This window comes from Vulgatibacter incomptus (genome assembly GCF_001263175.1).
Taxonomy (GTDB): Bacteria; Myxococcota; Myxococcia; order Myxococcales; family Vulgatibacteraceae; genus Vulgatibacter; species Vulgatibacter incomptus.
Genome location: NZ_CP012332.1, coordinates 901873 through 926594, shown reverse-complemented (window position 1 = coordinate 926594; position 24722 = coordinate 901873). Strand labels below are relative to the sequence as shown.

Sequence of the window (24722 nt, the reverse complement as noted above, 5' to 3'; positions counted from 1 at the left end):
GGTGCGCAAGAGGCGCCCCCCTTCAATCGGTGGGGGACTCTTGCTGCGCCAAGGTCGGCGAGAGCCGCTTGCGCATCTCAACGTGCGGGATCCCGGCCTCATCGAAGATGGCGCCGTGGTCCACGTAGCCGCCGTGCTGGTAGAAGCCGTGGGCGTAGACCTGGGCGTGGAGCACGATCCCTTCGAGCCCGCGGCGTCGCGCCTCGGCCTCCAGCTCCTCGAGGAGCTTCGAGCCGATGCGCCCGTGCCGGTGCGCGACGAGCACGGCCATACGGCCGATGCGGCCCCACTTGCCGGTCTCCCCTTCGGGCGGAGACCGGAGCTCCACCAGCCGGCCGGTGCCGATGGCGTGGCCGCCCACCATCGCGAGCACGTGGTGGGCAGTGGGATCCTCGTCGTCGCGCTCGATCTCTTCGGGAACGCGCTGCTCCTCGATGAAGACCACCTCGCGGATGGCCAGAGCGGCGGCGAAATCACCGGGACCGTCGACCGGCACGACTCGCACCTCGACCTCGGGCTGGGAAACCACGCGAACCTCCTTGATCCCGGCCTGTATACCAGAGGCGGGGGTAGGCGAAAGCCCCGTCCGTCCGAAGGCGCGATCCGCGTCCGACCGCCGACAACTTCGAAACTCTACCCGGAGTAGACAAGCAGGCGTTGATCTGTGCCCGCAACAGAGTGATACTCGACTGGCAAACATCGCCAGGAGGCTACCGGTGGCCCTCAGCTCTCTGTTGCCCGCGATCCCTCAGTCGTTTCCGTCTGATTCTGAAGCGGTTCTCCTTTCGTTCCGTCGGATCACGAAGTCGTCACACGAGTTCTCGAAGGCCATGGATCGGGAGTTCGGCGTCACCGGCCCCCAGCTCCAGGCGCTTCGGACCATCGACGAAATCGGCTCCTGCTCGGCCGGCGAGCTCGCGGACCGGCTCCTGGTCCATCCGAGCACGATCACCGGCGTGGTCCAGCGCCTCGAGGACAAGGGCCTCATCGATCGGCAGCGCCGCACCGACGACAGGCGCACCGTCGAGATCCGGCTCACCACCGCCGGGAAGCGGCTGCTCCACCGGGGCCGCAGCCCGGGCAAGCACCTCGCCAAGGCGCTGGAGGTGATGCCGGCCGAAGAGGTCAGCCGGCTCCGCTCTCTCCTCGACGCCCTGGTCGAGCAGATGCAGCTCGACGAGATCGAGTCGCGCCTCCTCTTCGACGAGGGCTGAGAAGTCGAGTCAGTCCTCGAACATCGGCCCCGGGTCGATCCCGACCGCCTCGAGGAGGCGTAGGGACGGCTGGCCGGTGGGCGCGAGCCCGAGCGACCGCTCCAGCCATCGGATCGCCGCCTCGTCGTCGGGCCCGAGCCGTCCGGTGACGGGGCGGAGGAGCAGCGCGCGCCGATCCAGCTCCTGTTCCAGCCGAGCCATGAGCGCGGTCGGCAGAAGCGCCCAGCCTCCCACTCTTCGGGCCTCGAGGAGGAGTCCAAACGCCTCCGCCCTCGCGTCCCCCAGGATTGCCGCGGCGTCGCCCAGGCTCGCCTCCACTGGCCGCAGCGCCTCGGCCTCCTCCACGCCCGCCCCTGCACGAGCGAGCTCGCCCTCGGCCCTAGCCTTGGCGATCGCCATGAGCCTTGCGACGGATGCACGCGCGTCGGCGAGGGCCTCTGGAGGGGGCTGGGGCAAGGGCTGCGGCGAGGCCTCCTCGAGGAGCGTACGGGCATCCGGGAGCGGAGGGAGCCCCTCGGGCGCCTGGCCCGCCGGGGCTGTCGGAGCCGCGACGCGCCGCAGCGGCCCAAGCCCGAGCGCCGACCGCGTCGCCATGTCGAGCCGCCCGGTCACCGGCAGCCCCGATTGCCGCTGTAGCCGTGCCAGGGCAGCCCTCGTCGCCGCACCCAGCGTTCCGTCGGCGGGTCCGATGTAGATCCCGCGCTCGCGTAGCCGACGCTGGGCCTCCGCAACGAGCCCCCGCGGGAGGGGCGGCTCCTCCGGTTCGACGATGGTCACCCCCGCCGGCACGACCGGCGGGCGGGCCGCACAGCCTGCGCACAGCACGATCGCCAGCAGGGAAACGGCCCTCACGACTCGCAAGGGTATCCATCGAGCCGAGTTGACACCCCGAGGCCTGCTCGGACGACTCGATCTCGCCCGGATCACACCCAAGCTCGGCTGCGCCGCCCCCGCCGGACTCCAGATCCGGATCCGTCACTCCGCGTTCACAGCGGCGGAAAAGTCCCGATGGATGACGATTCGTTGGCGAGGTAGCCTGCAGCCTGGCCGGGTCGCCTCCGACGGCGGCCGGCCGGAAGGATCGTGCAATCGATGGAAACCCCATGGCTCGGGCTGGGAGCCGCGCTCTTCCTGGTCTTCGCCAACGGCTTCTTCGTCGCCACCGAATTCGCCATCGTCAAGATCCGCGGGACCCGCCTGGACGAGCTCGCGAAGGCGGGAAACCGTCGCGCCGCCGCCGCGAGGCGCGTCGTGGATCGGCTGGACGAATACCTGTCCGCGACCCAGCTCGGCATCACCCTCGCCTCCCTCGGACTCGGCTGGCTCGGCGAGCCCGCGTTCGCCCAGGTGATCCGCCCGCTGCTCGCGCCGATCGGCCTCTCCGAGACCGGCGTTCACGCCGTCGCCATCGTCCTGGCGTTCATCCTGATCACCTTCCTCCACATCGTCCTCGGCGAGCTCGCGCCGAAGAGCCTGGCCATCCAGCGGCCCGAGGGGGTCTCCCTCGCGGTCGCCGGGCCGATGAAGCTCTTCCTCTTCCTCTTCTACCCGCTGATCTGGGCGCTGAACTCGATCGCTGCCGCGGTGCTTCGGGTCGCAGGGCTGGAGACGCCCAAAGGCGGCGATCTGGGCCACAGCGAAGAGGAGCTGCGCCTGATCATCTCCGCGATGCGCGCCACCAGCGGCGTCCCCAGGGAGCGCCTCGACATGCTCGAGCGGACCATCCGCCTCCCGGGGAAGACCGCCAGGGATCTGATGGTCGCACGAGGTGACATCGCCTTCCTCCGGATGGATCAGACCCCGGAGGAGCGCCGCCAGATCGCCGTCGTGAGCCGCCACACCCGCTATCCGGTCGTCGAGGAGGACCTCGACCAGATCGCCGGCATTCTCAACCTGAAGGACTTCTTCCTCCGGGGGGAAGAGCCGACCAGCTCCGCCCAGCTCCGCGAGGTGCTGCGCGAGCCGCTCTACGTGCCCGAGTCGATGCGCGCCGACATCCTGCTGCGGGAGTTCCGGCGCAAGCGCCAGCACCTGGCGATCGTCGTCGACGAATACGGCGGCACCGCCGGCCTGGTCACGGTGGAGGATCTGGTGGCGGCCGTGCTCGGCGAGCTCCAGGACGAGTTCGTCACCTGGGGCCCGTCGATCGTCTCCTTGCCCTCCGGCGCCTTCGCGGTCGATCCCACCACCTCGGTGGACGACTTCGGCGACCACTTCGGCCTCGAGCTCGACGAGCACGAGGTCTCGACCGTCGGCGGCCTGATCATGATGCGCCTCGATCGGATCCCCCTCACGGGCGATCGCATCCAGGTCGGTCCGATCGAGCTGGTGGTCGAGGAGATGCGGGGCCCGAAGATCGTCCGCGTGCTCGCGAAGCGGGCCGCGCCCGCGCCGGCGCTGGAGGACTAGCCCGACCGGGGGAGGCGGCCCCCCGGTGGTCGCTTTCGACCGTGCAGGACGTGCCCATCTTCCCCGTGCCGCGCACTCCATGCGGCGCGAGGGCGAAGGCGATGGGCGGGCGGCGCGTCGTTTCGTACGGCAGGTTCTACGAGGACTTCGAGGTCGGGTCCGTCCTGGACCATCACTGGGGCCGGACGATCACCCAGGCGGAGGGCCAGCTCTTCGCGACCTGGACGATGAACGCCAGCCCGCTCTACTTCAACGAGGTCTACGCGAGGGCCCAGGGGCACCCGACCACGCCAATCCATCCCCTCCTGGTGATGAACGTGGTCTTCGGCCTGAGCGTGGAGGACCTCTCGGAGCAGGCCCTCGCCCACCTGGGCTACTGGCGGATGCGGTTCCCGAAGCCTGTGTACCCGGGCGACACCCTCCTCTCCCGCTCGGAGGTCCTGGACAAGCGCCTCTCCGACTCCAAGGACGACCGCGGGATCGTGCACGTGCGCACCTCCGGCACCAACCAGCACGGCGACGAGGTGCTCTCGTACGAGCGGAAGATCCTGGTGAAGAAGCGGGCGGCGTATCCGGTGCTCGACAAGGCACCCGGGAGCGCCGCGGTGGCCAGCGGATCCGGAAAGCACGGAGGGTAAGAGAGATGCTCACAGACGACCACCGGATGATCCAGGAGGCGGTGCGGGACTTCGCCCGCGCGGAGGTCGAGCCGATCGTCGCGGAGCTCGACAACGCCGGGGCGGAGATTCCGATGCCCCTGGTGCGCAAGATGGCCGAGCTCGGCTACTTCGGCCTGATCTTCCCCACGGAGCACGGAGGGAGCGGCCTCGACACGCTCTCGATGGCGCTGGTCACGGAGGAGCTCTCGCGGGCGTGGCTCTCCGTCGGATCGGTGATGACCCGGATGATCATCACCGCGAGCCTGATCGAGAGCTGCGGGACGGAGGAGCAGAAGCGCAAGTGGCTGCCGAAGCTCTGCTCCGGCGAGGTGCTCGCGGCGGCGGCCTTCACCGAGCCGGACGTGGGCTCCGACGCGGCCGCGGTGAAGACCCGGGCCGTGCGAAAGGGAGATCGGTACGTCGTCACGGGCGAGAAGGCGTGGTGCACCTTCGCCAACCGTGCCCACGTGCTCTGCACGCTGGTGCGGACCGATCCCGACGCGCCCAAGCACAAGGGCCTCTCGCTGCTGCTGGTGGAGAAGGAGCCGGGCGACGACTTCGTGCCGCCGAAGCTCTCCGGGAGCCCGATCCCCACCATTGGTTACAAGGGCATGAACTCGTACAACGTGGCCTTCGACGGCTACGAGGTCCCCGCCGAGAACCTGTTGGGCGGCGAGGAGGGCAAGGGCTTCTACCAGCTCATGTCCACGTACGAGCTGGCCCGGATCCAGACGGCGGCGCGGGCGGTGGGCGTGGCCCAGGCGGCGCTGGACGCGGCCCTGCGCTACGCGAAGGAGCGCGAGCAGTTCGGCAGGCCCATCGGAGATTTCCAGGCGATCCGACACAAGCTCGCCCACGCCGCCACCGAGATCGAGGCGGCTCGGCAGCTCACCCGCTTCGCCTGCCTCATGAAGCAGACGGGGAAGCGCTGCGATCTGGAGGCGGGCATGGCCAAGGTCTTCGCGGCGGAGATGGCGGAGCGGGTCACCTCGGAGTGCCTGCAGGTCTTCGGCGGCTACGGATACAGCCGCGAGTTCCCGGCCCAGCGGTACTGGCGGGACGCGAGGGTGTTCCGGATCTTCGAGGGCACGTCGGAGATCCAGTACGAGGTCATCGCGAAGAGGCTGCTCGCCTGAGAGTTCGTGAAGAAGTCACGAACTCTCGCGAGCCGGAGGCGAGCAAACGAAAAGGAGCGCCCTCGCGCGAAGCGCGAGCTGAAGAAAGCGGGCCCGCACCCGCGGGACCGATTAATTCACACGCTCTGACGCGAGGCGTGGGAGGCCAGGATGCCGATGGAGAGGCTGCAGGAAGGCGCGCTGCTGCGCCAGGTCGCCGCGCGCTCCCTCGAGGGGCGGCGGCTCACCCGAGACGACAACTTCTTCGAGGACTTCGAGGAGGGCGAGACGATCGTGCACCCGCGCGGGAGGACGGTCTCCGAGGCGGAGCACATGATGCTCACCAACCTCGTGCTGAACACGGCGCAGCTCCACTTCAACCAGGCGATGTGTGACGAGAGCCCCGCCGCCTGCTTCGACGGCCGGCGCGTGGTCTACGGCGGGATCGTCTTCGCGTTCGTCTACGGGCTGGCGTCGGAGGAGACGAGCGAGAACGCGATCCAGGAGATCTCCTTCGACGAGGGCCGGCACAAGGCGCCGGTGTTTGCGGGAGACACGCTCTTCGCGGAGTCGACGGTGCTCGAAAAGAGAGACAGCCCCGACCACGCCGAAGCGGGGATCGTGAAGATGCTGCTGCTGGGCAAGAACCAGCGCGGCGAGGTGGTCCTCGAGATCACGCGAGAGATCCTGGTTCGACGCAGGGGTCACGCCTAACCGATTTGGAGGAGGGGGACAAAAATGGAGAACTCGCGCAGCCCGATCGACCAGCTCGTGATCGCCCGGAGCTTCAACGTCCGGCGCACCGAGCTCACCTGCCCCGCCCATTCGATGAAGATGATGGGAAAGGCGGCGGACTCCGAGGCGGACGAGGTGATCCTCGACCTCGAGGACTCGTGTGCCGTGTCCCAGAAGGTCCCGGCGAGGGCGACCCTCATCCAGGCGCTCCGGAACCTGGACTTCAAGGGGAAGATCCGCGCGATCCGCCCGAACAACGTCCGCACCCGCTACTTCTACGGCGATCTCATCCAGGTCCTCGAGGCAGCGGGCCAGTATGTGGACGTGGTCGTGGTCCCCAAGGTCTACGGCGCCGACGACGTCCTCTTCGTGGATCGGCTGATCACCCAGATCGAGGAGAACTGCGGCTTCGAGATCGGGCGGATCAAGCTCGAGGTGCTGATCGAGAGCGCGAAGGCGCTCTTGCACGCAGAGGAGATCGCGGCCTGCTCGCCCAGGATGACGTCGCTGATCTTCGGCATCGCCGACTACGCCGGAGACATCGGCGCCAAGGAGCTCACCCGCGACCAGTTCCGCGTGTATCACTATCCGAAGGCCCATACGATCGCCGCGGCCCGAGCGGCGGGCATCGACGTGATCGACAACGTCACGCTCAACTTCCGCGACCTCGAGCAGGTGAAGCGCGACGCCGAGGAAGGCGCGCGGATGGGCTTCGACGGCAAGTGGGCGATCCACCCGTCGCACCTCCCGGTGATCAACCGCGCCTACACGCCGGATACCGCGGAGATCCAGCGGGCCCTCGAGATCCTGGAGGCCTATCGCAAGGCCGATCACGAGGAGGGCCTGGGCGCGATCGTCTACGGAGACGAGATGGTGGATGCCGCCACGCTGCGAGTGGAGTGGAAGAAGCTCGCGGTGGCCCGCCGCGCCGGCCTCGTGGACGAGCACGATCGTCTCGCGACGTCGGCGAACGGCGCGAAGGGCGTGGAGGTCGAGGAGCCGAACGGCGCGACGGGCGTCGAAGCCGGAGTGGGCCGATGAGGAGGCGCATCGACAAGGCCGGCGGCGGCCGGAGCGATCGCGCGCCGGCACAGCCGGTCCACCGCACCCGCTCGGGGACGGCGATCCGTCCCGTCTATGGCCCAACGGACGTGAAGCGCCACCCGCCGCCTCCGGGTGAGTTCCCCTTCACCCGCGGCATCCACGCGGACATGTACCTGGGCAAGCCCTGGACCATGCGCCAGTACGCGGGCTTCGGGACGCCGGCGGAGACCAACCGCCGCTTCCTCTATCTCCTGGAGGCGGGCCAGACCGGCCTCTCCCTCGCCCTCGATCTCCCCACCCAGCTCGGCCTCGATTCCGACGATCCGGAGGCGGCGGGCGAGGTGGGCAAGGTCGGCGTGGCGATCGACTCGCTGGCCGACATGGAGCGGGTCTTCTCGGGCCTGCCCCTCGACCGCGTCTCCACTTCGATGACGATCAACGCCACCGCGCCGATCCTCCTGGCGATGTACGAGGCGGTGGCGCGAAAGGCGGGCGTGCCGGCGGATCGGATCTCCGGCACGGTGCAGAACGATCTGCTCAAGGAGTTCGGCGCCAGGGGCGCGTGGATCTTCCCCATCGATCCCTCGATGCGCCTTGCGATCGATCTGGTGGAAGACACGGTGGAGCGGCTCCCCCGCTTCAACCCGATCTCCATCGCCAGCCACTACCGCGACGCGGGCGCGACCCCTGCCGAGGAGATGGCATTCACCCTGAGTGCTGGGAAATCGTACGTCGACGCCCTCCTCGCCCGCGGCCTCGATCCGGATCGCTTCGGCAAGCGGATCTCCTTCTTCTTCTACACCTACGCCAACTTCTTCGAGGAGGTGGCCAAGTACCGCGCGGGAAGGCGGATCTGGGCGAACCACATGAAGTCCCGGGGCGCGTCGGATCCCCAGGCGCAGCGGCTCCGGGCCGCCTGTGTCTGCGGCGGACACTCGCTCACCCGGGCCGAGCCCCTGAACAACCTCGCCAGGCTGACCCTCGAGGCCTTCGCGGTGGCGTGCGGCGGGCTGCAGTCGGTGTTCACCGCCGCCTACGACGAGGCCTTCGCGATCCCTACCGAGCTCTCGTCCCGGACGTCGCTGCGGATCCAGCAGATCCTGGCCCTCGAGACGGAGGTGGCGAAGACGGCCGATCCGCTGGGTGGCTCCTACTTCGTCGAGGCGCTCACCGACGACCTCGAGGGGGAGATCCTCCGCATCATGGACGAGGTGGACGCCCGCGGCGGCATGGTGGAGGCCCTGCGCTCGGGCTGGCTCCAGACGCGGATCGGACGGCGGGCCTACGAGTGGCAGAAGGGGGTCGAGGACGGCTCGATCCCGGTGGTCGGCGTGAACGTCCACGCCACCGAGGGCTCCACCGAGGCGATCGAGGCGCAGGTGCTGTCCCGCGAGGCCGAAGAGGAGAAGAAGGCGGAGCTGCGGAAGCTCCGCGAAGGCCGCGACGGCGCCGCCGTGGAGCGCACCCTCGCCCGGGTGGAGGACGAGGCCGGCGGGAGCTCCAACCTGATGCCGGCGATCCGCGAGGCTGTGCTCGCATACGCAACCACGGGTGAGATCGCCGGAGCCCTCCGGAAGGTCTTCGGGACCTACCGGCCCCCATCCCAGTTCTGAATCGAGGAGGCGGATCGAGGAAGGCAACACCAGCTCGAAGGAGGACGCGGATGTCAGTCGGCCTGAATCACACTCGGTATGTGCCACGCGTGCTCGTAGCGAAACCCGGCCTGGATGGGCATGAGCGCGGGGCCAAGGTGATCGCCTCCGCGCTCCGCGATGCGGGGATGGAGGTGATCTACACGGGCTTGCGCACATCGATCCCGACCATCGCCCAGGCAGCGGTGCAGGAGGCGGTCGACGTGATCGGCCTCTCGATCCTCTCCGGCGCGCACCTCTCCATCTGCGAGCGGCTCCGGGAGGAGCTCACGCGTCGCTCGTCGCAGGATCTCCCGGTGGTGGTGGGCGGCGTGATCCCGATGGCGGACTGGCCGCTCCTGGCGGGCCTGGGCGTGAAGCGCGTCTTCGGCCCGGAGTCGCCGCTGGAGGAGGTGGTCTCGTTCGTGCGCTGGCTGGTGGAGCCCAAGGCGATCACGACACCTGATCCGCCGGCGCTCCATCCGTAACGAGAAAGGGAAAGGGGGGAAGAACATGAGGATCGTAGGAGTGGGGACGACACCTCCGGTTGGCGTCGTCCCGGATCGCATGCACGCGATTGTGATCCGCAAAGGGCGCGAGGGCGATCCCCTGGAGGCGATGCGGCCCGAGGAGGTGGCGGTTCCCAAGCTCGGGCCGAACGACGTCCTCGTCTACGTGATGGCCGCCGGGGTGAACTTCAACGGGATCTGGGCGGCGCGGGGCAAGCCCGTCTCGGTGATGCGGGGGACCGGCGACGATTTCCACATCGCCGGCTCCGACGCCTCGGGGATCGTCTGGCAGGTGGGCTCGAACGTGCGCCGCTGGAAGATCGGCGACGAGGTGGTGGTCCACTGCAACCAGTCGTGCGGCCAGTGCCCGGAGTGCAACGGCCTCGATCCCCTCGCCTGCTCCGAGCAGCGAATCTGGGGCTACGAGACGAACTACGGCTCCTTCGCCCAGTTCGCCAAGGTCCAGTCCCAGCAGCTCCTGCCCAAGCCGCCGCGGCTCGGATGGATCGAGTCCGCAAGCTACGGCCTCACGTACTTCACCGCCTACCGGATGCTGCTCGACCAGGCGAAGGTCCGCGCCGGCGACAACGTGCTCGTCTGGGGGGCGTCCGGCGGCCTCGGCATCTTCGCAGTGCAGCTCTGCAAGGCGACCGGCGCCAACGCCATCGCCGTGGTCTCCAGCGGTCGCAAGGCGGAGCTCGCCAGGAAGCTGGGCGCAGCCGCCACCATCGACCGAAGGGACTTTGAGATCGCCAAGGGGCAGAACGAGAGCCCCGAGCAGGAGAAGCGGCGTCTCGCGGAGATGAAGCGCTTCGGCAAGGCGCTCCGCGAGCTCACCGGCGGCAGCGACCCCGACGTGGTCTTCGAGCACGTGGGCCAGCAGACCTTCCCTGCCTCCGTCTTCCTCGCCAAGCGCTTCGGGAAGATCGTGATCTGCGGCGCCACCAGCGGCTACCACCTCGACTTCGACGTCCGCCACCTCTGGATGCGGCAGAAGCAGATCATCGGGAGCCACTTCGCCAACGCCTACGAGGCCGACCGGGCCAACCAGCTCATCATCGAGGGGAAGATCCGGCCCTACGTGGATCGCGTCTTCGCCTTCGAGCAGACGCCGGAGGCCCACGAGGAGATGGCCGCCAACCGGCACATGGGGAAGATGGTGATCACCGTCGGCGCGGAGCAGGACGAGCGGGCCAACCAGCTCCTCGATCGTCCGCCTGTCGCCGCCGCGGCGATCCCCGCCTACCAGGCCTGAGCCGGAAACGACGGCGCCGCGCCCATGGCGGTGCGCGGCGTCGTGTCGTTCGAGCGTCAGACACACAAACGCCGCGCTTCCTCGAGGGCTGCGCGGCGTCGTGAATCAACCCACTACGACCGAGCGCTTAGAGGCGCCAGGTAGCGTAGACGGCAGCGCTGGTGCCGAAGGTGGTGTTGGAGGTGTTCGAGCCAAAGGTCTCGCCCTCCGCCGTGTGCTCGGAGGTCCCCTGGAAGGCAACGCCGGCGCCCCACTTGCCGCCGATGCCGAACGAGTTGCTGAAGAGGTACTCGGCGCCGAAGCCCGCGTTGATCTCGGTGAACCCGAAGTTATCGGCGATGGAGTCGTTCCGCGCATCGTTCTGCTTCTTGGAGAGCATCGGCGACGCCAGGGCGCCGTCCGTCGAGAACACCGGGATCCCGATGTTGAACTCACCGAAGACGAACGGCGAGATGCCCTTCTTGTGCGCCCGGAAGTAGTAGCGAAGCTCGGCGTCCAGGATGATCGAGGTGATGCTCGCCTTCCCGAGCTCCTTGTCCTTGGAGTCGAAGAACTTGAACGACTCCGAGCGGAAGCCGATGCCGATCAGCGGAGTGAACCCGCCCGGCAGGTCGTAGCCGACCTTGAGATCGCCCTGGGGGCTCGTGCTGGTGAGGTTCGAGCCCAGCCGGATGTCATTCTCGCCGGGAGCGGAGGCCCCGCTACCGAACGAGGCAATGTTGAAATCCTTGAAGAAGGCCGTTTCGAGGCGCAGGCCGTGGGTCTTCGCGGCGGAAGCGGGGCCGGCGAAACCGACGATCGAGGTCGCAACAGCGAGTGCAGCAAGCAGACGGAGCTTCATATGGGACTCCCTCTAACGTAGTCCGGAAGGTCGGCCGACCGGATGGTCGGATCTCCGGACGCGGGCACGGGCCCGTGGCAGCGTCTTCCTAACGACAATCCGTTGGAGAGTCCACAATTCTACAATGTCGGGCGAGAGCGCACCTGTGGAGCACGTCATCGCGCGCTTAAAGCAAAAACCCGGAGTCCAAATGGAACTCCGGGCTTCCGGTCCGGACCAACGACCGGGGCTTCTCGCCGGGGTTGGGGACTGAAGACGACCTCCGCCCTGCGGCGCCCCTGGCGCCTCCCCTCCTCCTCGATCGCGCCGTTACCGCCGGGTGGCGGTCCGGCTCTCGTCGAGGTGCTGGTGCCCCAGCCTCACGTCGATGCCCGGATGCTCGGCCACCAGCCGGCGCTGGGCCGCGAGGCTCGTCGCGTTCATCGCCCGATCGACGGTGTAGCTCCCCGGCTCGACGTCGTGCCGCCAGCCCCAAGAGGTATGCGAGGTGTCGCCCACGAAGAGCACCGGACCGCGGACGGTTCGAGCGAGGTAGGCGACGGATCCCGGCGTATGCCCCGGCACCCAGATCGCCCAGAGCGAGCCGTCGCCGAAGACGTCGACGATCCCGGCGAAGCGCTCGTCCCCTCCTTGGAAGGGCCATTCCTGTACCGGCGCGTGCCCCGCCAGGGCGCGATCGATGGACCCTTGCGTGAAGAGGTTGATGAACCGCCTGGGATGCGCTTCGCCCGGGCCCGCGAAGATGGGCGTCCCCTTCGGCACGTCCGGGAGGCCGGAGACGTGATCGAGATGTAGGCGCCCATCGCGGGGGTGTTGATGACCCACCTAGGTCGAGGGGCACGAGTGACGACGGCGCGGCGAAGCGGTGGGTCATCCTCGGCTTGATGAACGCGCCGAGTCCGCACTCGGCCGCCCTCCATTGGACGAGGAAGTTGTCCGACCGGCGCACCACCTCGTCTGCGCCAAGAGCGCCCTCGATACACCCCTCGTGCGCGGAGTCGCCGAGCTGTTGGTGGAGGAGCTGGAGCGCTGGCAGGGACGAAACCCCGGTCGGCCCCGATGAACGATGGCCCGGATCCAGCTTTTGGCGCTCCATGCGCCTGAAAAAGGAAAACCCCGCGAACCCAAAGGATTCGCGGGGTTACTTTGGTGGAGCATAGCGGACGCTTTTCGAACTCCGATGGGCCGTCTCTAACCTTCCGACTTCCTTGCGACTTCCGCTCTGTCGAGGGGCTGACGGGCTCGCTCTCGATCCTCGAAGCCGTTCTGCCGCCCCAATTCCACCAGGCCTTCAACTGTTCTAGGCGAGGGCAAAGCGCGAGGTCGGGCCACCCCTTCATTGTGGTATTTTGAAACCTTTGCGGGGAGCGCCCCAGGGAGGATCCAAGATGATGAGTTTGAGGACCGTAGGGATGTTGTTTGCAGCGCTGGCCCTGGTGGCCTGTGGTGCAGACAAGACCGACCCGAAGGTTGGGACTGGGGGCGGTGGAGGGGCTGGTGGCGAAGCCGGCTCCGGTGGAGACGGTGGCACCGCCGGCCATGGTGGCGGCGGTCAGGGTGGCAGCGCTGGCGAGGGGAGCGGCGGTCAGGGCGGCACCGCCGGTGAGGGTGGCGGAGGCCAGGGCGGCACCGCAGGCGAGGGAGGCCATGGCGGAGATCCGCAGCCTATCAACCAGGTCCTAGGGACCGTGATCGATGACCGAGGCAAGCCCATGGCCGGGGCGCTCGCGGTCCTGAATCATGCCTTCGGCTTCAGTCAGGAGACGGACGCAGAGGGGAAATTCAGTTTTGACGGGGTAGATGTGCCCTACGATTTGACCTTGAAGTTTCCATCGGGTGATATCGTTGAACTCAGGAGGCTGACCCGCCGGGATCCCCGGGTGGCTCGATTCGACAACGCCAATGGGCTCTCGCGCGCAACCCTGACCGGAACGATCACCGGTGCCCAGGCCCCTTTCCCCGCCGGGGAATCGATCCTGATCTCGACAACGGGAAACGACCACGCATGCTTCGAGCTCCAGGGGCCCGGGGCGTATTCCGCCGAGGTGCGCTGGTTCGGTCCTCCCTCCCGAAGCGTCGACGTCGTGGCGGCCCACGTGGGTCTAAAGGCCGATGGAACCATTGTCTATCGGGCTGCCGGCGTACGAGAAGACGTGGCCATGAACGATGAAGGCAACACCAGCGGCCTGCAGATCGAGCTGTCGTCTGCTCCGATCAGCACCTTCCAGACCCGCTTCAACGCCACTTACGGCGCCTACGACAACGGGAAGAGCTCGGGTGTGTTGAGCTTCGATCTGCATGGGGCTCGCTTCACCCTCGCGGAACGCTTCGGGGGCGATACCGAGCTTCCCAACGACGCCGACGTCGAGTTGCCTTCGGAGGGCGGCAGGCTCGCGCTCGTCGGCGCCGACGCGGACGGAACCATCGCGATACGCGTGGCAAAGGTGACCTCGGCCGGAGCCACCACGATCAAGTTCCCTCAGACCCAGGCCTTGAAGCTCCTCGAACCAGCAGAAGGGGCCACCAACGTGTCCCGCCTGCCGACGCTGAGCTGGACGCCTGTGAATGGCGCCAAGAGCTATTGGGTCGAGATCGTCCTCAACGACACCAATCAGGCTCATCAGTATTCTCTGCAGTATTATCTGCCAGGCGATGTGAGCAGCCTCACCCTCGCCGACTCCGATCTGGACGAAATGAAGCTGGTCGGATCGACGACCTATTCCTGGTTGGTGACCGCTGCGATCACCGACGGCTTTCTGGGTGCAGACGACATCGCCGATGGAAGGGGGATGGGCTTCGTTCGCATCCTGGACATCGAAGACCTGATGGGGTTCCGCACCGGGGAGCGCTCCTTCACCACCGCTCCGTAGTGCCAACCATGAGGTACCGCGGGCCAGCATCGCGGTACCTCTTCAAGCGGACTCCTACCGGCAGCTTGCCCGCTCCTTGGCGGTCGCTGTGGAGCGAGAGGAGAGGGAGGCGATCAAGGGCCTTCTTCGGTCCATCGTGGATGTAGTGGCCTGGGAGCCTGACCCCTCCGAGCCCCGCAAGGGAACGGCCCTTATCCAGCTCGTAGCGATTCCTGGGCTCCAAAAGGAAAACCCCGCGAACCCAAAGGATTCGCGGGGTTACTTTGGTGGAGCAGAGGGGGATCGAACCCCTGACCTCCGCAATGCCATTGCGGCGCTCTCCCAGCTGAGCTACTGCCCCATATTCTTGCTGCGGTGCCCGCCGTCGGTGCCAACGAGCGAGGCCTATCTAGCATAATCGCGCGCTGGTGGAAGCGTTTTTTCGCGATCCCGCGAATTTGCGCCCCAGGGGCTAGCCCTCCACTTCGGCGAGCTCCTTGTCGTGATCGTCCAGCTTTCGCGACAGCTCGCGGATGGGCTCGAGGGCGGCGAAGAGATCCTCGGTGAGCGCGAGCTCGCCCGCCTCGGCGAGCTCGAACACCTTCCGCCCGAGATCGCGGAAGAGGTGGTCCCGATCGCGCCGTAGGAAGGTGGCATCGATGCGGATCTTGCTCGCCTGCGACGAGCGCACCACCGCGTTCCGGACCTCTTCCAGCGCCTCGGCCGCCCGGGAGAGCAGCGAGCCGCGGTCTTCGTGCCGATCCATCGGGCACCTCCGGCGAAGTCTGTAGTCGGGGCCCTTCGACGGTGTCAACCGCCCGCGAGCGCTACCGGATCGATCCGGCGAACCACCCGCGCCGGGACTCCGGCCACCAGCGTCCGCGGGGGGACGTCCCGGTGCACCACCGAGCGTGCCGCGATGATGGCGCCCTCGCCGATCCGCACCTTCCCGAGAATCGCCGCACCCTCGGCGATCCAGACGTCGTCGCCGATCTCGATCCGGGTGAGATCCTCGACCGGCGCGGCCTGGGTCCGCCTCTTCACGGGATCGATCGGGTGCCCTGGATCGCCCGAAACGAAGACGTTGCTGGCGAAGTAGCAGCGCTTGCCGACGACGAGCCCGGTCCCCGCCCGGAGGACGACGCGGTGGCCGATGTAGGAGTCGTCGCCCAGGACGATCCGCGGGACCTCTTTGGCGTTCCTCGCGCCGGAGAAGGTGGTCCGAGCGGAGATCCGCACGCCTCTGCCGATCTCGAGGCGGCAGTTGACCACCACGGGCACCTTGGAGTCCGGGCAGATCTCGAGGCGGAAGGGACCGTCCACCCGATCGCAGAGGGTGGCGAAGAGCGGCTGGTAGTAGAGCGCCCGCCACAGCTCGTCGGAGAGCTGTCGCCGGACGCTGCGCTCCGACTCGAGGACGCGATGGAGCGCCCTCGGGCGAAGCGACCACTGCGAAGACGCCACCGCAAACCCGCGAAGGACCTTCGCCAGCGGCGTTCCCCGCCGGCTCAGGTCGAGGATCCTCTCGACCACGTCCATCCCGCCCCCCCTCCAGCGATCAGTAAGCCGCTGGCTCCCCGTAGGCCAAGGGCTCGGGCGCCGCTCCGATCGCCGCCACCGAGCCCCGATTGCGGAGCACCGCCGCCAGGCCGAAGTAGTGGTGGAGCAGGGCCTGCGGCTCCATCACGTCCACGTCGCCGCCCTCGGCAATCACCCTCCTCGCGAGCTCCTCGCCCAGCGAGACTCCCTCGACCTCCTGCCCGCAATAGCTGCACTCGTTCACGGTCTTGATCCCGACCGCGTTGCAGTTGGTGCAGCGCCAGCCCGTCTGCTCGAAGCCGTCCTCGATCAGCAGGCGGTGGATCCGCGCCTCGGTGGCGGCCAGGGCGACGTCCTCGGGGCCGAGAACCGCGAGACCGCCGGCGAGCGCCTCCCCCACCACGTTGTGGACGTCGCTCTGCTCGAGCGATCGCTCATGGGCGAAGGCCTCCTCGATCGCCCCGCGGAGCACCTGGTCGCGGATCTCGCCCGTGCGATAGCCGCGCTCGCCCGGGGCCGGGAGGCGGGTGAGGATCCGTGCGCGGGCCCTCTCGGGCAGCACCTTCTCGAAGGCCCCCACGGCCCGATCGGTCCCGGCGAGGATGAGCTGGCTCTTCGGATCCCGGTCGAGGAGGAAGGCCACGTGCTTGGCCGCCTCCTGGTGGTTCCGCTCGATCTGCTGCTCCACGTGGCGCTGATAGTGGATCTGGGACCAGCCGCCCATCGAGTGCCGGCGGTGGGTCTCGTGGGAGATCCGCGACTCCGCCACCCCTTTACCGAGGGCCGTCTCGAGCACCCATGCACCCCGGGTGTCGACGATCGTCACGACGGCGGGCTGGAAGTCGTAGGCCAGGCGGGCGAGCTGGAGGAGGTGCGGCGTGGGGCCGAGCGTCAGCGAGTTGCGGAGCTTCTGGTTGAACGGGAAGACCCTCCAAAGCCCGATCCCCTCGCAGGCAAAGACGGCGATGCCGCGGGCGCTCTCGTCGAAGGCCTGCCGGAATAGGCCCTCCGCGTATTCCTCGATCCGGGCGAGCGTCTTCTGGAAGGTCGCCAGGTGGTCCGGAGGCGACCGGAGCCGGGCCCACTGCAGGCGATCCTGAACGAAGAGTCGGACCCGTTCCCGCTGGACCTGGTCGGAGCCGTCGGTGTCCAGATAGAGGGAGACGATCGGGTCCGCGTCGGAACGGAGCCCGGCAAGGTCCTGGAACTCGCTCTCCATCGGGGTCAAGCGCAGCCTCCTTCCCTCGCGTCGGCGAGGCCACCTTTGATCGTGACCACGGCCGCGGACGGCTGCACTGGAATGGAGGAGGAGGAGGATTGGTGGCCCGCCCCGGAGTCGAACCGGGATGGGGGGTCGCCCCGCGCGATTTTGAGTCGCGTGCGTCTACCGATTTCGCCAGCAGGCCAACACCGCGCAGAATCGCGGCATGTTGGTCCCCCGTCAACGGTATTTGCAATGACGCCCGCGCGACGAGGCTCTTTGGGGCCTTCCCTTGCCGGGAGCGGGTCACGCTGTGTATAGCAAGCCGCCGTCCGGTCGGCGCGCGGCCGGACGCCACTCACGGAACGACATGATCAACCTGGGAATCTCCATCCTGATCGGCCTCGTGGCCTTCGCGGTCTTCGCGGTGATCTTCTCGCCGTTCGCCGCGATCGTGCCCTTCGTCATCGCCTTCCTCGCCGCGTACATCGTCCTGACGAACCGCGCCATGAAGCAGGTCGGGGCGATCTCCGCACAGGCCCAGAAGGAGATGCAGGCCCAGCGCTTCGACAAGGCCATCGAGACCTTCAAGCGCGGCTTCGCGCTCGAGAAGCGCCAGCTCCTGGTCGGCCCGCTGATGCACGCGAACCTCGGCACCCTCCTCTACGCCAAGGGCGACTTCGCGGCAGCCCGGCCGCACCTCGAGAAGAGCAACCGCTGGGGCCCCGTCACCCGCACGATGCTGGGCGCGAACTACGCGGTCCTCCGGGCGATGCTCGCCTGCGACCACTTCCGCAACCGCAAGTACGACGAGATGCGCGCCACCTTCGAGACGGCGGTGAAGCAGGGCAAGAAGGACGGCCTGATCTGGAGCCTCTACGCCTACTGCCTCTCCAAGATCGGGGATCGCGAGGGCGCGATGAAGGTCCTCGGGCGCGCCGCCGATGCCAACCCGAACGACGAGAAGATCAAGGCCAACCAGCTCGCGCTCCAGAACAACAAGCGCATGAAGATGAAGGCCTACACGCCGCAGTTCTACCAGTTCCACATCGAGCCGCCCCCGCCCGAGATGGGCGGCGCGGGCCGCCGGGTGGTCTGGCAGCGCCGATAGTCCGCGAGACGAGGCGAAGAATCAGGGCGGCGCTCGAGAGAGCGGCCGCCCTTTTTCGTGTCGGAAGCCGGCCCTGCTCAGGCGGCGTCAATCCGTCCGGTGGCCGCCCCGTAAGGGGTCCCGCAAACGCGGGACTGAACCGGGGTGCGTCATGCCTACCTTATTCCTAGGCCCGCCACACAAGGGGACGAGGGGTGGAGAAGCGCATCGCGGTGGTATCCGCCGAAAGGCTCAGGAGGAACGCCGTCGCCGCCCGTCTCCGGGAGGCGGGATGGAGACCCTTTGGCATCGAAGCCGGCCAGGCCCTCGAACCCGAAACGGCCGTGGAAGCCGTGCTCCTGGATCTGACGGGAGAATCCCCCGGCTCGGCGAAGCGGGCGGTGCACCTCGTGTGCTCGATGGGCCCGGTGCTGGCGATCGGCTCCGAGCTCCCGACCCTGGAGGCCGCCGTCCTCGCAGGCGCCCACGACTTCGCGATCGATCCCGATGGCGACGAGCTCCTGGCCCGGCTCCGGCTCCTGGCGCCGGCTCCGGTCGATCCGCTCTGCCATCGGCCGGCAGGCCGATTGCCACCCGGCCCGCTGCTCGGGAGCCGAGCCCGGATCCTCGTGGTCGAAGACGACGCCGACGTGCGGGGGCTCCTCCGCGATCTCCTCGGCGACGCACACGACACCCTCGAAGCCGAGAGCGCGGAGACCGGGGTCGAGCTGGCCCGGCGCGAGGTGCCCGACGCCATCCTGCTGGACGTCTTCCTCCCGGGCATGGACGGCTTCGCCGCCCTCCGCCTGCTGCAGGAGGATCCCGCGACCGCGTCGATCCCGGTCCTCTTCCTCTCCGCCGAGACAGACGACAGGGCCCGCGTGCGGGGCCTCGAGCAGGGCGCGGCGGACTTCGTGGTGAAGCCCTTCTCGACCGCGGAGCTCCTGGCCCGGGTCGACAAGGCCCTCCGCGCGGCCCGGCAGGGCGAGCACCTCCGCGCGCTCGCCGAGACGGATGCGCTCACGGGCCTGCCGAACTTCCGCGCCCTCCTCGCCCGCCTCGAGGAAGAGGTGAAGCGGGCCCATCGCTATCAGCACCCCTTGAGCGCCGTGATGGTCGACCTCGACGACCTCAAGACGATCAACGATCGACTGGGGCACGCGGCGGGAAACCGGGCGATCGTGGCCCTCGCCCAGACCATCTCCGCGGAGCTGCGGGAGACGGACTTCGCGGCGAGATATGGCGGCGACGAGTTCGTGCTCCTGCTGCCCCACGCGGTCGCCGAGCAGGCGTGGCGGTTCGCGGAGCGCCTGAGGCGCGACATGTCGGGCGTCCGGATCTCCGAGGACATGCCGCTCCGGGGGTCCTTCGGCGTGGCGAGCCTCGAGCGTACGCCCGAGGGGAGCGCCGAGGCCCTGCTCCGCGCGGCAGACGCCGCGCTCTATCGGGCCAAGCGCGAAGGTCGCAATCGGGTCTGTGTCGAGCCACCTGTGGGCGGGACGAACGAACGGGGGGCATCGGTTCCGGTCAGCTGATGGAGGAAGGGGGCGGCGTGCCACTGGATGATGGGGGACGCATCGCGATCGTCGGCGCCGGTCCGGCTGGTTGCATCTTCGCGTCGGCCCTCCTCGACGGAGCGCAGGCACGGCACCGCGCGGTCTCGGTCTCGCTCTACGGCGCGACGCCCCTGCCCCGGGACGATCGGCAGCTCGTGGTCGACACCCCCGCGCTCCTCCGGCTCGGCGAGCTGGGGCTGCCCTCCCTCAAGGTCGACGGACCTCGGTTCAAGGAGCTCCGCTTCCTCTCGGGGCGCGCCTCGCTGCAGCAGCCCTCCGGACTGTTCACGCTCGCGCGCACCGACCTGGTCAACGGCCTTCGCGCCGCCGCGATGGCGCGAGGAGTCCGGACGGTCGGCAGGCGGGTCGAGGGTCTGGCGCGTGCGGCCGACGGACGCTGGGTCGTGCGGGCGGGCGGCGCCTCGGAGCGCGCCGATCTCGTGGTCCTCGCCTGTGGCGCCGGCGCGCCGTTCGCCCGGCAGGTGCATGGTCACCTCGCGCCGCCAGTCTGGCGCAGCTGCGTCGCGGAGCTCGACGTCGACGAGGCGCTCGCCGAGCGCATGGGGGATCGCGCCCTCTGGCTCGAGGGCGAGGGCGGCAGACCGGACCTCTGGCTCCTTCCCGCTGCCCGTGCCGCCAGGGTGATCGCCCTCGGCCCCGACGTGGCGGCCTCCGACGTCGCCCTCGCGCTCCTGGCGTCCGCCGCCTCCGGCCGGCTCCCCGGGCGCGTCTCGCTGCGGCGGGTGTCGAGGCTCTTCGTCCCGGCAGGAGGCGCCCGTCCCGCCCTGCCTGCGGTGGGGAGCGCGCTAGGCGGGGCCCCGGGCCGCACGGAGCTCGCGCGCGCCGCCGAGTTCGCCCGAACCCTCGCTGCCGCCTTCCTGGACCTGGGCTCCGGCTCGCTGCTGGAGCGCTCGCGACGCGAGGCCCGCGACCTCGCCAGGGCGGCGGAGGATCGCGCCAGGCTGCGCCGCTCCTTCTCTCGCTTCGGATCCCGAGCATCCGAGCGCGCCCTCGAGGCCGAGGCGCGGCGCCGCGAAGGAGCGCCCATCCGGCCGCTGGGGCGCTGCCTGATCGCCGCCGCCGGCCCTGCGACGGCCTCCCGCGAGCCCTCGCCCGTCGATCGGCTCCGGGCCTTCCTGGCCCTGCTGTGGGCGTGCATGGCCCTCGTCTGGGCAAGCCTCTTCCGCCGGGAGCGGAGCCGAAAGGCCCAGCCCACTCGCCTCGTCTACGTGGTGGACGACGACCGCGAGCAGGCGGAGCTCCTCGCGTCCTGGCTCGCCACCCGGGGGATCCCCTGCCGCACCTTCGTCGACGGCCTGGGTGCCGCTGCCGAAGCCGCCCGCGAGAACCCGGCGGCGATCGTCCTCGACGTCGCCCTACCCTGGATCGACGGGGCGGCCGTATGCCGGATGATCAAGCGGCGCGTCGACGTCCCCGTGCTCCTCGCAACCGCGCTTCCCCCGGCCCTCGCCGGCGGAAGCCTCGAGGAGGCCCGGGCCGACGAGCTGCTCACCAAACCGCTCGATCTCGAGGCGCTCGCCGCTCGACTGTCTCGTTTCCTTCCGGAAGCGCCTGGCGCTCCCGGGCATCGGCGGCATATCGGTTGAGCTTGTTGTAGAGCGTCTTCTCGCTGATCCCGAGGCGCTCCGCGGTGCGAGCCTTGTTCCCCCCGTTCTGCCGCAGCGAGCCGAGGATGTATTCCTTTTCGACCTCGCGCAGCTGCATCCCCAGCGAGAGCTTGAGCATGATCCCCTGTGCGGCCCCGCCGGCCATCTCGGGGGGGAGGCAGTCGCAGCCGATCAGGTCGCCGTCGCAGAGGATCACGGCGCGCTCGATCGTGTTGCGGAGCTCGCGCACGTTTCCGGGCCAAGCGTAGGCCGAGAGCACCTCCAGCGCGTCGGCGTCGAGGCCCTGCACCCGCTTCCCGGTCTCCGCCGCGAACTTCTCCAGGAAGTGCTGCGCCAGCAGGGGGATGTCCTCCGGGCGCTCCCGGAGGGGCGAGACCTCGAGATGGAAGACGTTCAGCCGGAAGTAGAGATCCTCGCGAAACCGCCCCGCCTTGATCTCGCTCTTGAGGTCGCGGTTGGTGGCGCAGATCACCCGGACGTCCACGGCGATCTCCGACTTTCCACCGAGGCGGCGCAGCCGCTCCTCCTCGAGCACGCGCAGGAACTTCGACTGGAGCTCGATGGGGAGCTCCCCCACCTCGTCGAGGAAGATGGTCCCGCCGTCGGCGAGCTCGAAGCAGCCGAGGCGCCGCTGATCCGCCCCGGTGAACGCGCCCTTCTCGTGTCCGAAGATCTCCGCCTCCATGAGGGAGGCCGGGATCGCCGAGCAGTTGATCGCGACGAAGGGCTTTTGCGCCCTGGGCGAGAGGTCGTGGACGGACTTCGCGACCATCTCCTTGCCGGTGCCCGACTCACCGGTCACGACCACGGAGGTCTTGGACGGCGCGACCCTCTCGATCAGCGAGAAGAGCCGGCGCATCGCGGACGAGGTGCCGAGAAAGCCCCGATCGTCGCCGCGAGACTTGAGCCGTTGCCGCAGCGCCGCCACCTCGTGGAGGGTCGCCTTCTTCTCGAGGGCGCGCTGGAGCACGATCCGCAGCCGCTGTCCGTCGACGGGCTTCTCGAGGAAGTCGTAGGCGCCCTCGCGGATCGCCTCCACCGCCTGGTCGATGGTGCCCCGCCCCGTCAGCAGGACCACCGGCGTGTCGGGCAGCTCCTCCCGCAGGGTGCGAAGGAGCCAGAGCCCGTCCATCTGCGGCATCACCAGGTCCGTGACGATCACGTCGGGCCGGGTCTCGATCGCGCGGCGGAGGGCGTGCCGGCCGTTCCCGGCCTCCTCCACCTTCATGCCCCAGCGGGAGAGAAGCTCGCCCAACGCCTCGCGGCTGGGTTCTTCGTCGTCGACGATCAGGATGCGAGCATTCTCGAACACGGTGCTCCCTACCGTCCGACGATCCCCGCCCCGAGCGGGATCCGCATGGCCCATCGCTCGACCGAGCCCTCCAGGCGATCGAGGCCGCCGCCGAGGCGCTCCGCCAAGGCGAGGAGCTCCAGCGGGGGGCCGACATCATCCTCCGCTTCCAGGACCACGCCAAGCCAGACGATTCCGTCCTCGCGGGCGGCCTCCAGCCGAAGGCTCCCGGGGGCGGCGCAGGCCAGCAGGACCTCCACCAGGATCCGGCACACGAAGCCGGATTCCCCGCCGACCCGGAGACCGGCTGGAATCTCGAGCGAGAGCGTCGTGCCTGCGCGGCGGAGCTGGAAGGCGCAGAGCTCGGCTGCGTCGAGCGCGAGCTGGTGGACCTCGCCGTCCTCGCGCCGACCGGAGGCGAACTCGGCGAAGCGGCGCACCAGCTCGTCCATGCGGCGGATCTGCGCCCGGGCGGCCTTCAGGTTCCGCTCGAGCGCCGCCGGGATCCGGCCGTCGGGCTCGCGGATCTTGTCCGCCAGCACCTCGAGGTGAATGGCCAGGGAGTTGAGCGAGTTGCGCGTCTCGTGCGAGAGGCCGGCGGAGAGGCGCGCGAGGAGCGCAGCCCGCTCGGCTTCCCCGAGGCGAGCGAAGGGCTCGTCGGCGACATCGCCCGCCGCGTACCTCTCCGACCCGTCTCGCGGGGCGATCGGACCGACAACGGCTCCCATCGGCCAGGCTCCTGGTTGATCGTCTGCCCCCAGACTTAGGGACGCCCCGGGTCGGAGTCAACGGGCCGGATGCTTCCACCTCGCGGCAGCCACTTTCCGGAGCATGGCCGGCACCGGTCCTCTCCGCCGCATCCGCCTCCGCGCGCGGAGAGCGCCCACCCTTCGCGTGGGTCACATCCGGCTCCGCGGGGGCTCATGGCACGGGTCGTGGATCAGCGGGGAATCGGGCATCCGCCCGGTTGGCGGGCGGGGCCGGGAGGGTTCATGCCCCTGCGCGCGCGGCTTCTTCTCCTCTTCACCGGTCTGGCGCTCGGCTGCAGCGGCGGATCGACGCCCGTCCGAGTCGATCCCAAGCCCATCGAGCCACCCGATCCCCATATCCCACCTCCCCTGGTCCACGCGCCTCCGGAATCCCTGGCCGTCGACGTCTTCGGCCCAGAGGTCGGGGCCCCGACGGACGTGCTCGACGTGTCCATCGATCGAGGCGGCGACCTCTGGGTGACGGCCCGCTCCGGCCTCTTCGTGCGACCGGCCGGCTCCAAGTTCTTCCTGGCGGTTCGGGCCTCCGACGGCGCTCCCCGCACCCAGCCGCGAGCGGTCGCCGCCCTGGGGCCGGGCCTCGCGGCGGTGAGCTGGATCTCGGGCCCTCCGTTCCTGGTCCGGGTGGGGGAAGCCACCGGAATCACCGTCCAGGCGCTGCCCCTCGACGGCCTGATCGCGCGGATCCAGCGGCTCGACGAGGCCGGCGGCGCCGTGCTGGCCTCGAGGGCCCAGCTCGTCACCCTGGACGCCGGCGGCGCGATCCTCGCCACCCGACCGCTGCCCGATCCCGTCGAGGCGTGGGAGGTCGTAGTCGACTCCCGGGGCGAGCTCTGGACCGGCGGCCGGATCGGCCTCTCGCATCTGGCCGCGCCCCAGCTCCCGAACCTGGCCGGTTCGTTCGAGCCCGCTCCCCGGCTGGTCGCCAAGAGCGACGACGACGTGGTCGCGATCGGCGCCTGCTCGAACGGAGACCTCTGGGTCTCGGCCCTGGGGAATGGCGTGTTCCGAGTAGAGCCGGACGGGAGCGTGACCGACCACCTGACCCGCGACGAGGTTCTCCCCCAGGATCACGTTCCCGCCGTCGCCTGCGACCTGGACGGGAGCGTCTGGCTCGGCACGAGCTGGGGCGGCATCGCACGTCGCGCACCGGACGGTTCGTTCACCTACTACAGCGCCACCGCCGGCCTCCCCGGCGACGGGATCCGCCGTCTCCTGGTCGAGCCGACGTCCGCCGGGGGGCGAACCCTCTGGATCGCCACCGACGGCGGGCTCGCCTCCTACTCAGGTCCATGAGCCTCCCCCCGCGAGGCCCGGAAGCGCTCCGGCCCTGCGGCACCGGGCTCGCCGCTTTCGCGTCTTTACGCGCGAACCGGCTTCCGCTATTCA

General features: G+C 69.2%; 23 protein-coding genes and 2 tRNA genes. 14 read left to right on the top strand and 11 right to left on the bottom strand.

What is annotated here, in order from left to right; genetic code table 11:
- Positions 1-22 precede the first annotated feature (22 nt).
- Positions 23-529, bottom strand: a complete 507-nt coding sequence (locus tag AKJ08_RS03790) for a GNAT family N-acetyltransferase (RefSeq protein WP_420806375.1) — start codon at positions 527-529, stop codon at positions 23-25.
- A gap of 301 nt (positions 530-830) precedes the next feature.
- On the opposite strand from AKJ08_RS03790, the gene AKJ08_RS19665 reads away from it, so the two are divergent.
- Complete coding sequence (locus tag AKJ08_RS19665) at positions 831-1214, top strand: MarR family winged helix-turn-helix transcriptional regulator (RefSeq protein ID WP_169788741.1); 384 nt, start codon at positions 831-833, stop codon at positions 1212-1214.
- A gap of 9 nt (positions 1215-1223) precedes the next feature.
- Here AKJ08_RS19665 and AKJ08_RS03780 read toward each other — a convergent pair whose 3' ends face one another.
- On the bottom strand, positions 1224-2066 hold the full coding sequence (locus AKJ08_RS03780) for a peptidoglycan-binding domain-containing protein (protein WP_050724835.1): 843 nt from the start codon (positions 2064-2066) through the stop codon (positions 1224-1226).
- Between the two features lie 240 nt (positions 2067-2306).
- Here AKJ08_RS03780 and AKJ08_RS03775 point away from each other — a divergent pair, with 240 nt between their 5' ends.
- The 8 genes from AKJ08_RS03775 (at position 2307) to ccrA (ending at position 10571) form a co-directional block, all read left to right on the top strand.
- Positions 2307-3623 (top strand): hemolysin family protein, encoded by a 1317-nt coding sequence (locus AKJ08_RS03775; RefSeq protein ID WP_050724834.1) that lies wholly within the window; start codon positions 2307-2309, stop codon positions 3621-3623.
- 50 nt (positions 3624-3673) lie between these two features.
- On the top strand, positions 3674-4261 hold the full coding sequence (locus AKJ08_RS03770; protein ID WP_157370452.1) for a MaoC family dehydratase: 588 nt from the start codon (positions 3674-3676) through the stop codon (positions 4259-4261).
- Positions 4262-4266: 5 nt separating this feature from the next.
- Positions 4267-5418: an acyl-CoA dehydrogenase family protein gene (locus AKJ08_RS03765; protein ID WP_082342654.1), complete on the top strand. Its 1152-nt coding sequence runs from the start codon at positions 4267-4269 to the stop codon at positions 5416-5418.
- Between the two features lie 150 nt (positions 5419-5568).
- A complete protein-coding gene (locus AKJ08_RS03760) occupies positions 5569-6111 on the top strand; it encodes a MaoC family dehydratase (RefSeq protein WP_050724832.1) in 543 nt (180 codons plus the stop codon).
- 24 nt (positions 6112-6135) lie between these two features.
- Positions 6136-7173 (top strand): HpcH/HpaI aldolase/citrate lyase family protein, encoded by a 1038-nt coding sequence (locus tag AKJ08_RS03755; RefSeq protein ID WP_050724831.1) that lies wholly within the window; start codon positions 6136-6138, stop codon positions 7171-7173.
- On the top strand, positions 7170-8789 hold the full coding sequence (locus AKJ08_RS03750; RefSeq protein ID WP_082342652.1) for an acyl-CoA mutase large subunit family protein: 1620 nt from the start codon (positions 7170-7172) through the stop codon (positions 8787-8789). The genes AKJ08_RS03755 and AKJ08_RS03750 overlap by 4 nt, the downstream gene beginning before the upstream one ends.
- 50 nt (positions 8790-8839) lie before the next feature.
- The gene (locus AKJ08_RS03745) at positions 8840-9295 is read left to right on the top strand and encodes a cobalamin B12-binding domain-containing protein (RefSeq protein WP_050724830.1); all 456 of its coding nucleotides are present in this window, start codon (positions 8840-8842) and stop codon (positions 9293-9295) included.
- Between the two features lie 25 nt (positions 9296-9320).
- On the top strand, positions 9321-10571 hold the full coding sequence (gene ccrA / locus AKJ08_RS03740; RefSeq protein ID WP_082342650.1) for a crotonyl-CoA carboxylase/reductase: 1251 nt from the start codon (positions 9321-9323) through the stop codon (positions 10569-10571).
- A 127-nt stretch (positions 10572-10698) separates the two neighbouring features.
- Here the strand turns inward: ccrA and AKJ08_RS03735 are convergent, their stop codons facing one another.
- Together AKJ08_RS03735 and AKJ08_RS03730 are read right to left on the bottom strand one after the other, a co-directional pair.
- On the bottom strand, positions 10699-11412 hold the full coding sequence (locus tag AKJ08_RS03735) for a hypothetical protein (protein WP_050724829.1): 714 nt from the start codon (positions 11410-11412) through the stop codon (positions 10699-10701).
- A 309-nt stretch (positions 11413-11721) separates the two neighbouring features.
- A complete protein-coding gene (locus AKJ08_RS03730) occupies positions 11722-12237 on the bottom strand; it encodes an MBL fold metallo-hydrolase (protein WP_082342649.1) in 516 nt (171 codons plus the stop codon).
- Between the two features lie 587 nt (positions 12238-12824).
- Here AKJ08_RS03730 and AKJ08_RS03720 point away from each other — a divergent pair.
- Positions 12825-14282 (top strand): carboxypeptidase-like regulatory domain-containing protein, encoded by a 1458-nt coding sequence (locus tag AKJ08_RS03720; RefSeq protein WP_157370451.1) that lies wholly within the window; start codon positions 12825-12827, stop codon positions 14280-14282.
- A gap of 264 nt (positions 14283-14546) precedes the next feature.
- Here AKJ08_RS03720 and AKJ08_RS03715 read toward each other — a convergent pair.
- The 5 genes from AKJ08_RS03715 to AKJ08_RS03695 all read right to left on the bottom strand — a co-directional run bounded on the left by AKJ08_RS03715 (position 14547) and on the right by AKJ08_RS03695 (position 17206).
- A tRNA-Ala gene (locus AKJ08_RS03715) sits at positions 14547-14622 on the bottom strand.
- 111 nt (positions 14623-14733) lie between these two features.
- On the bottom strand, positions 14734-15027 hold the full coding sequence (locus AKJ08_RS03710; RefSeq protein WP_050724825.1) for a hypothetical protein: 294 nt from the start codon (positions 15025-15027) through the stop codon (positions 14734-14736).
- Between the two features lie 44 nt (positions 15028-15071).
- Complete coding sequence (locus tag AKJ08_RS03705) at positions 15072-15800, bottom strand: acyltransferase (protein WP_050724824.1); 729 nt, start codon at positions 15798-15800, stop codon at positions 15072-15074.
- Positions 15801-15819: 19 nt separating this feature from the next.
- Positions 15820-17019 (bottom strand): baeRF10 domain-containing protein, encoded by a 1200-nt coding sequence (locus AKJ08_RS03700; protein ID WP_050724823.1) that lies wholly within the window; start codon positions 17017-17019, stop codon positions 15820-15822.
- A 99-nt stretch (positions 17020-17118) separates the two neighbouring features.
- Positions 17119-17206, bottom strand: a tRNA-Leu gene (locus AKJ08_RS03695).
- 165 nt (positions 17207-17371) lie between these two features.
- On the opposite strand from AKJ08_RS03695, the gene AKJ08_RS03690 reads away from it, so the two are divergent.
- The 3 genes from AKJ08_RS03690 to AKJ08_RS03680 all read left to right on the top strand — a co-directional run bounded on the left by AKJ08_RS03690 (position 17372) and on the right by AKJ08_RS03680 (position 21254).
- The gene (locus AKJ08_RS03690; protein WP_050724822.1) at positions 17372-18112 is read left to right on the top strand and encodes a tetratricopeptide repeat protein; all 741 of its coding nucleotides are present in this window, start codon (positions 17372-17374) and stop codon (positions 18110-18112) included.
- 194 nt (positions 18113-18306) lie between these two features.
- Positions 18307-19626, top strand: a complete 1320-nt coding sequence (locus tag AKJ08_RS03685) for a GGDEF domain-containing protein (protein WP_240475428.1) — start codon at positions 18307-18309, stop codon at positions 19624-19626.
- 17 nt (positions 19627-19643) lie between these two features.
- On the top strand, positions 19644-21254 hold the full coding sequence (locus tag AKJ08_RS03680) for a response regulator (protein ID WP_169788740.1): 1611 nt from the start codon (positions 19644-19646) through the stop codon (positions 21252-21254).
- Here AKJ08_RS03680 and AKJ08_RS03675 read toward each other — a convergent pair.
- The gene (locus AKJ08_RS03675; protein ID WP_050727422.1) at positions 21157-22587 is read right to left on the bottom strand and encodes a sigma-54-dependent transcriptional regulator; all 1431 of its coding nucleotides are present in this window, start codon (positions 22585-22587) and stop codon (positions 21157-21159) included. The genes AKJ08_RS03680 and AKJ08_RS03675 overlap by 98 nt on opposite strands.
- A gap of 8 nt (positions 22588-22595) precedes the next feature.
- Entirely contained in the window at positions 22596-23294 is a 699-nt protein-coding gene (locus tag AKJ08_RS03670) for a histidine kinase dimerization/phospho-acceptor domain-containing protein (RefSeq protein WP_050724820.1), read from the bottom strand.
- 264 nt (positions 23295-23558) lie between these two features.
- On the opposite strand from AKJ08_RS03670, the gene AKJ08_RS03665 reads away from it, so the two are divergent.
- Positions 23559-24629 (top strand): ligand-binding sensor domain-containing protein, encoded by a 1071-nt coding sequence (locus AKJ08_RS03665; protein ID WP_050724819.1) that lies wholly within the window; start codon positions 23559-23561, stop codon positions 24627-24629.
- The last annotated feature ends 93 nt before the right edge of the window (positions 24630-24722 follow it).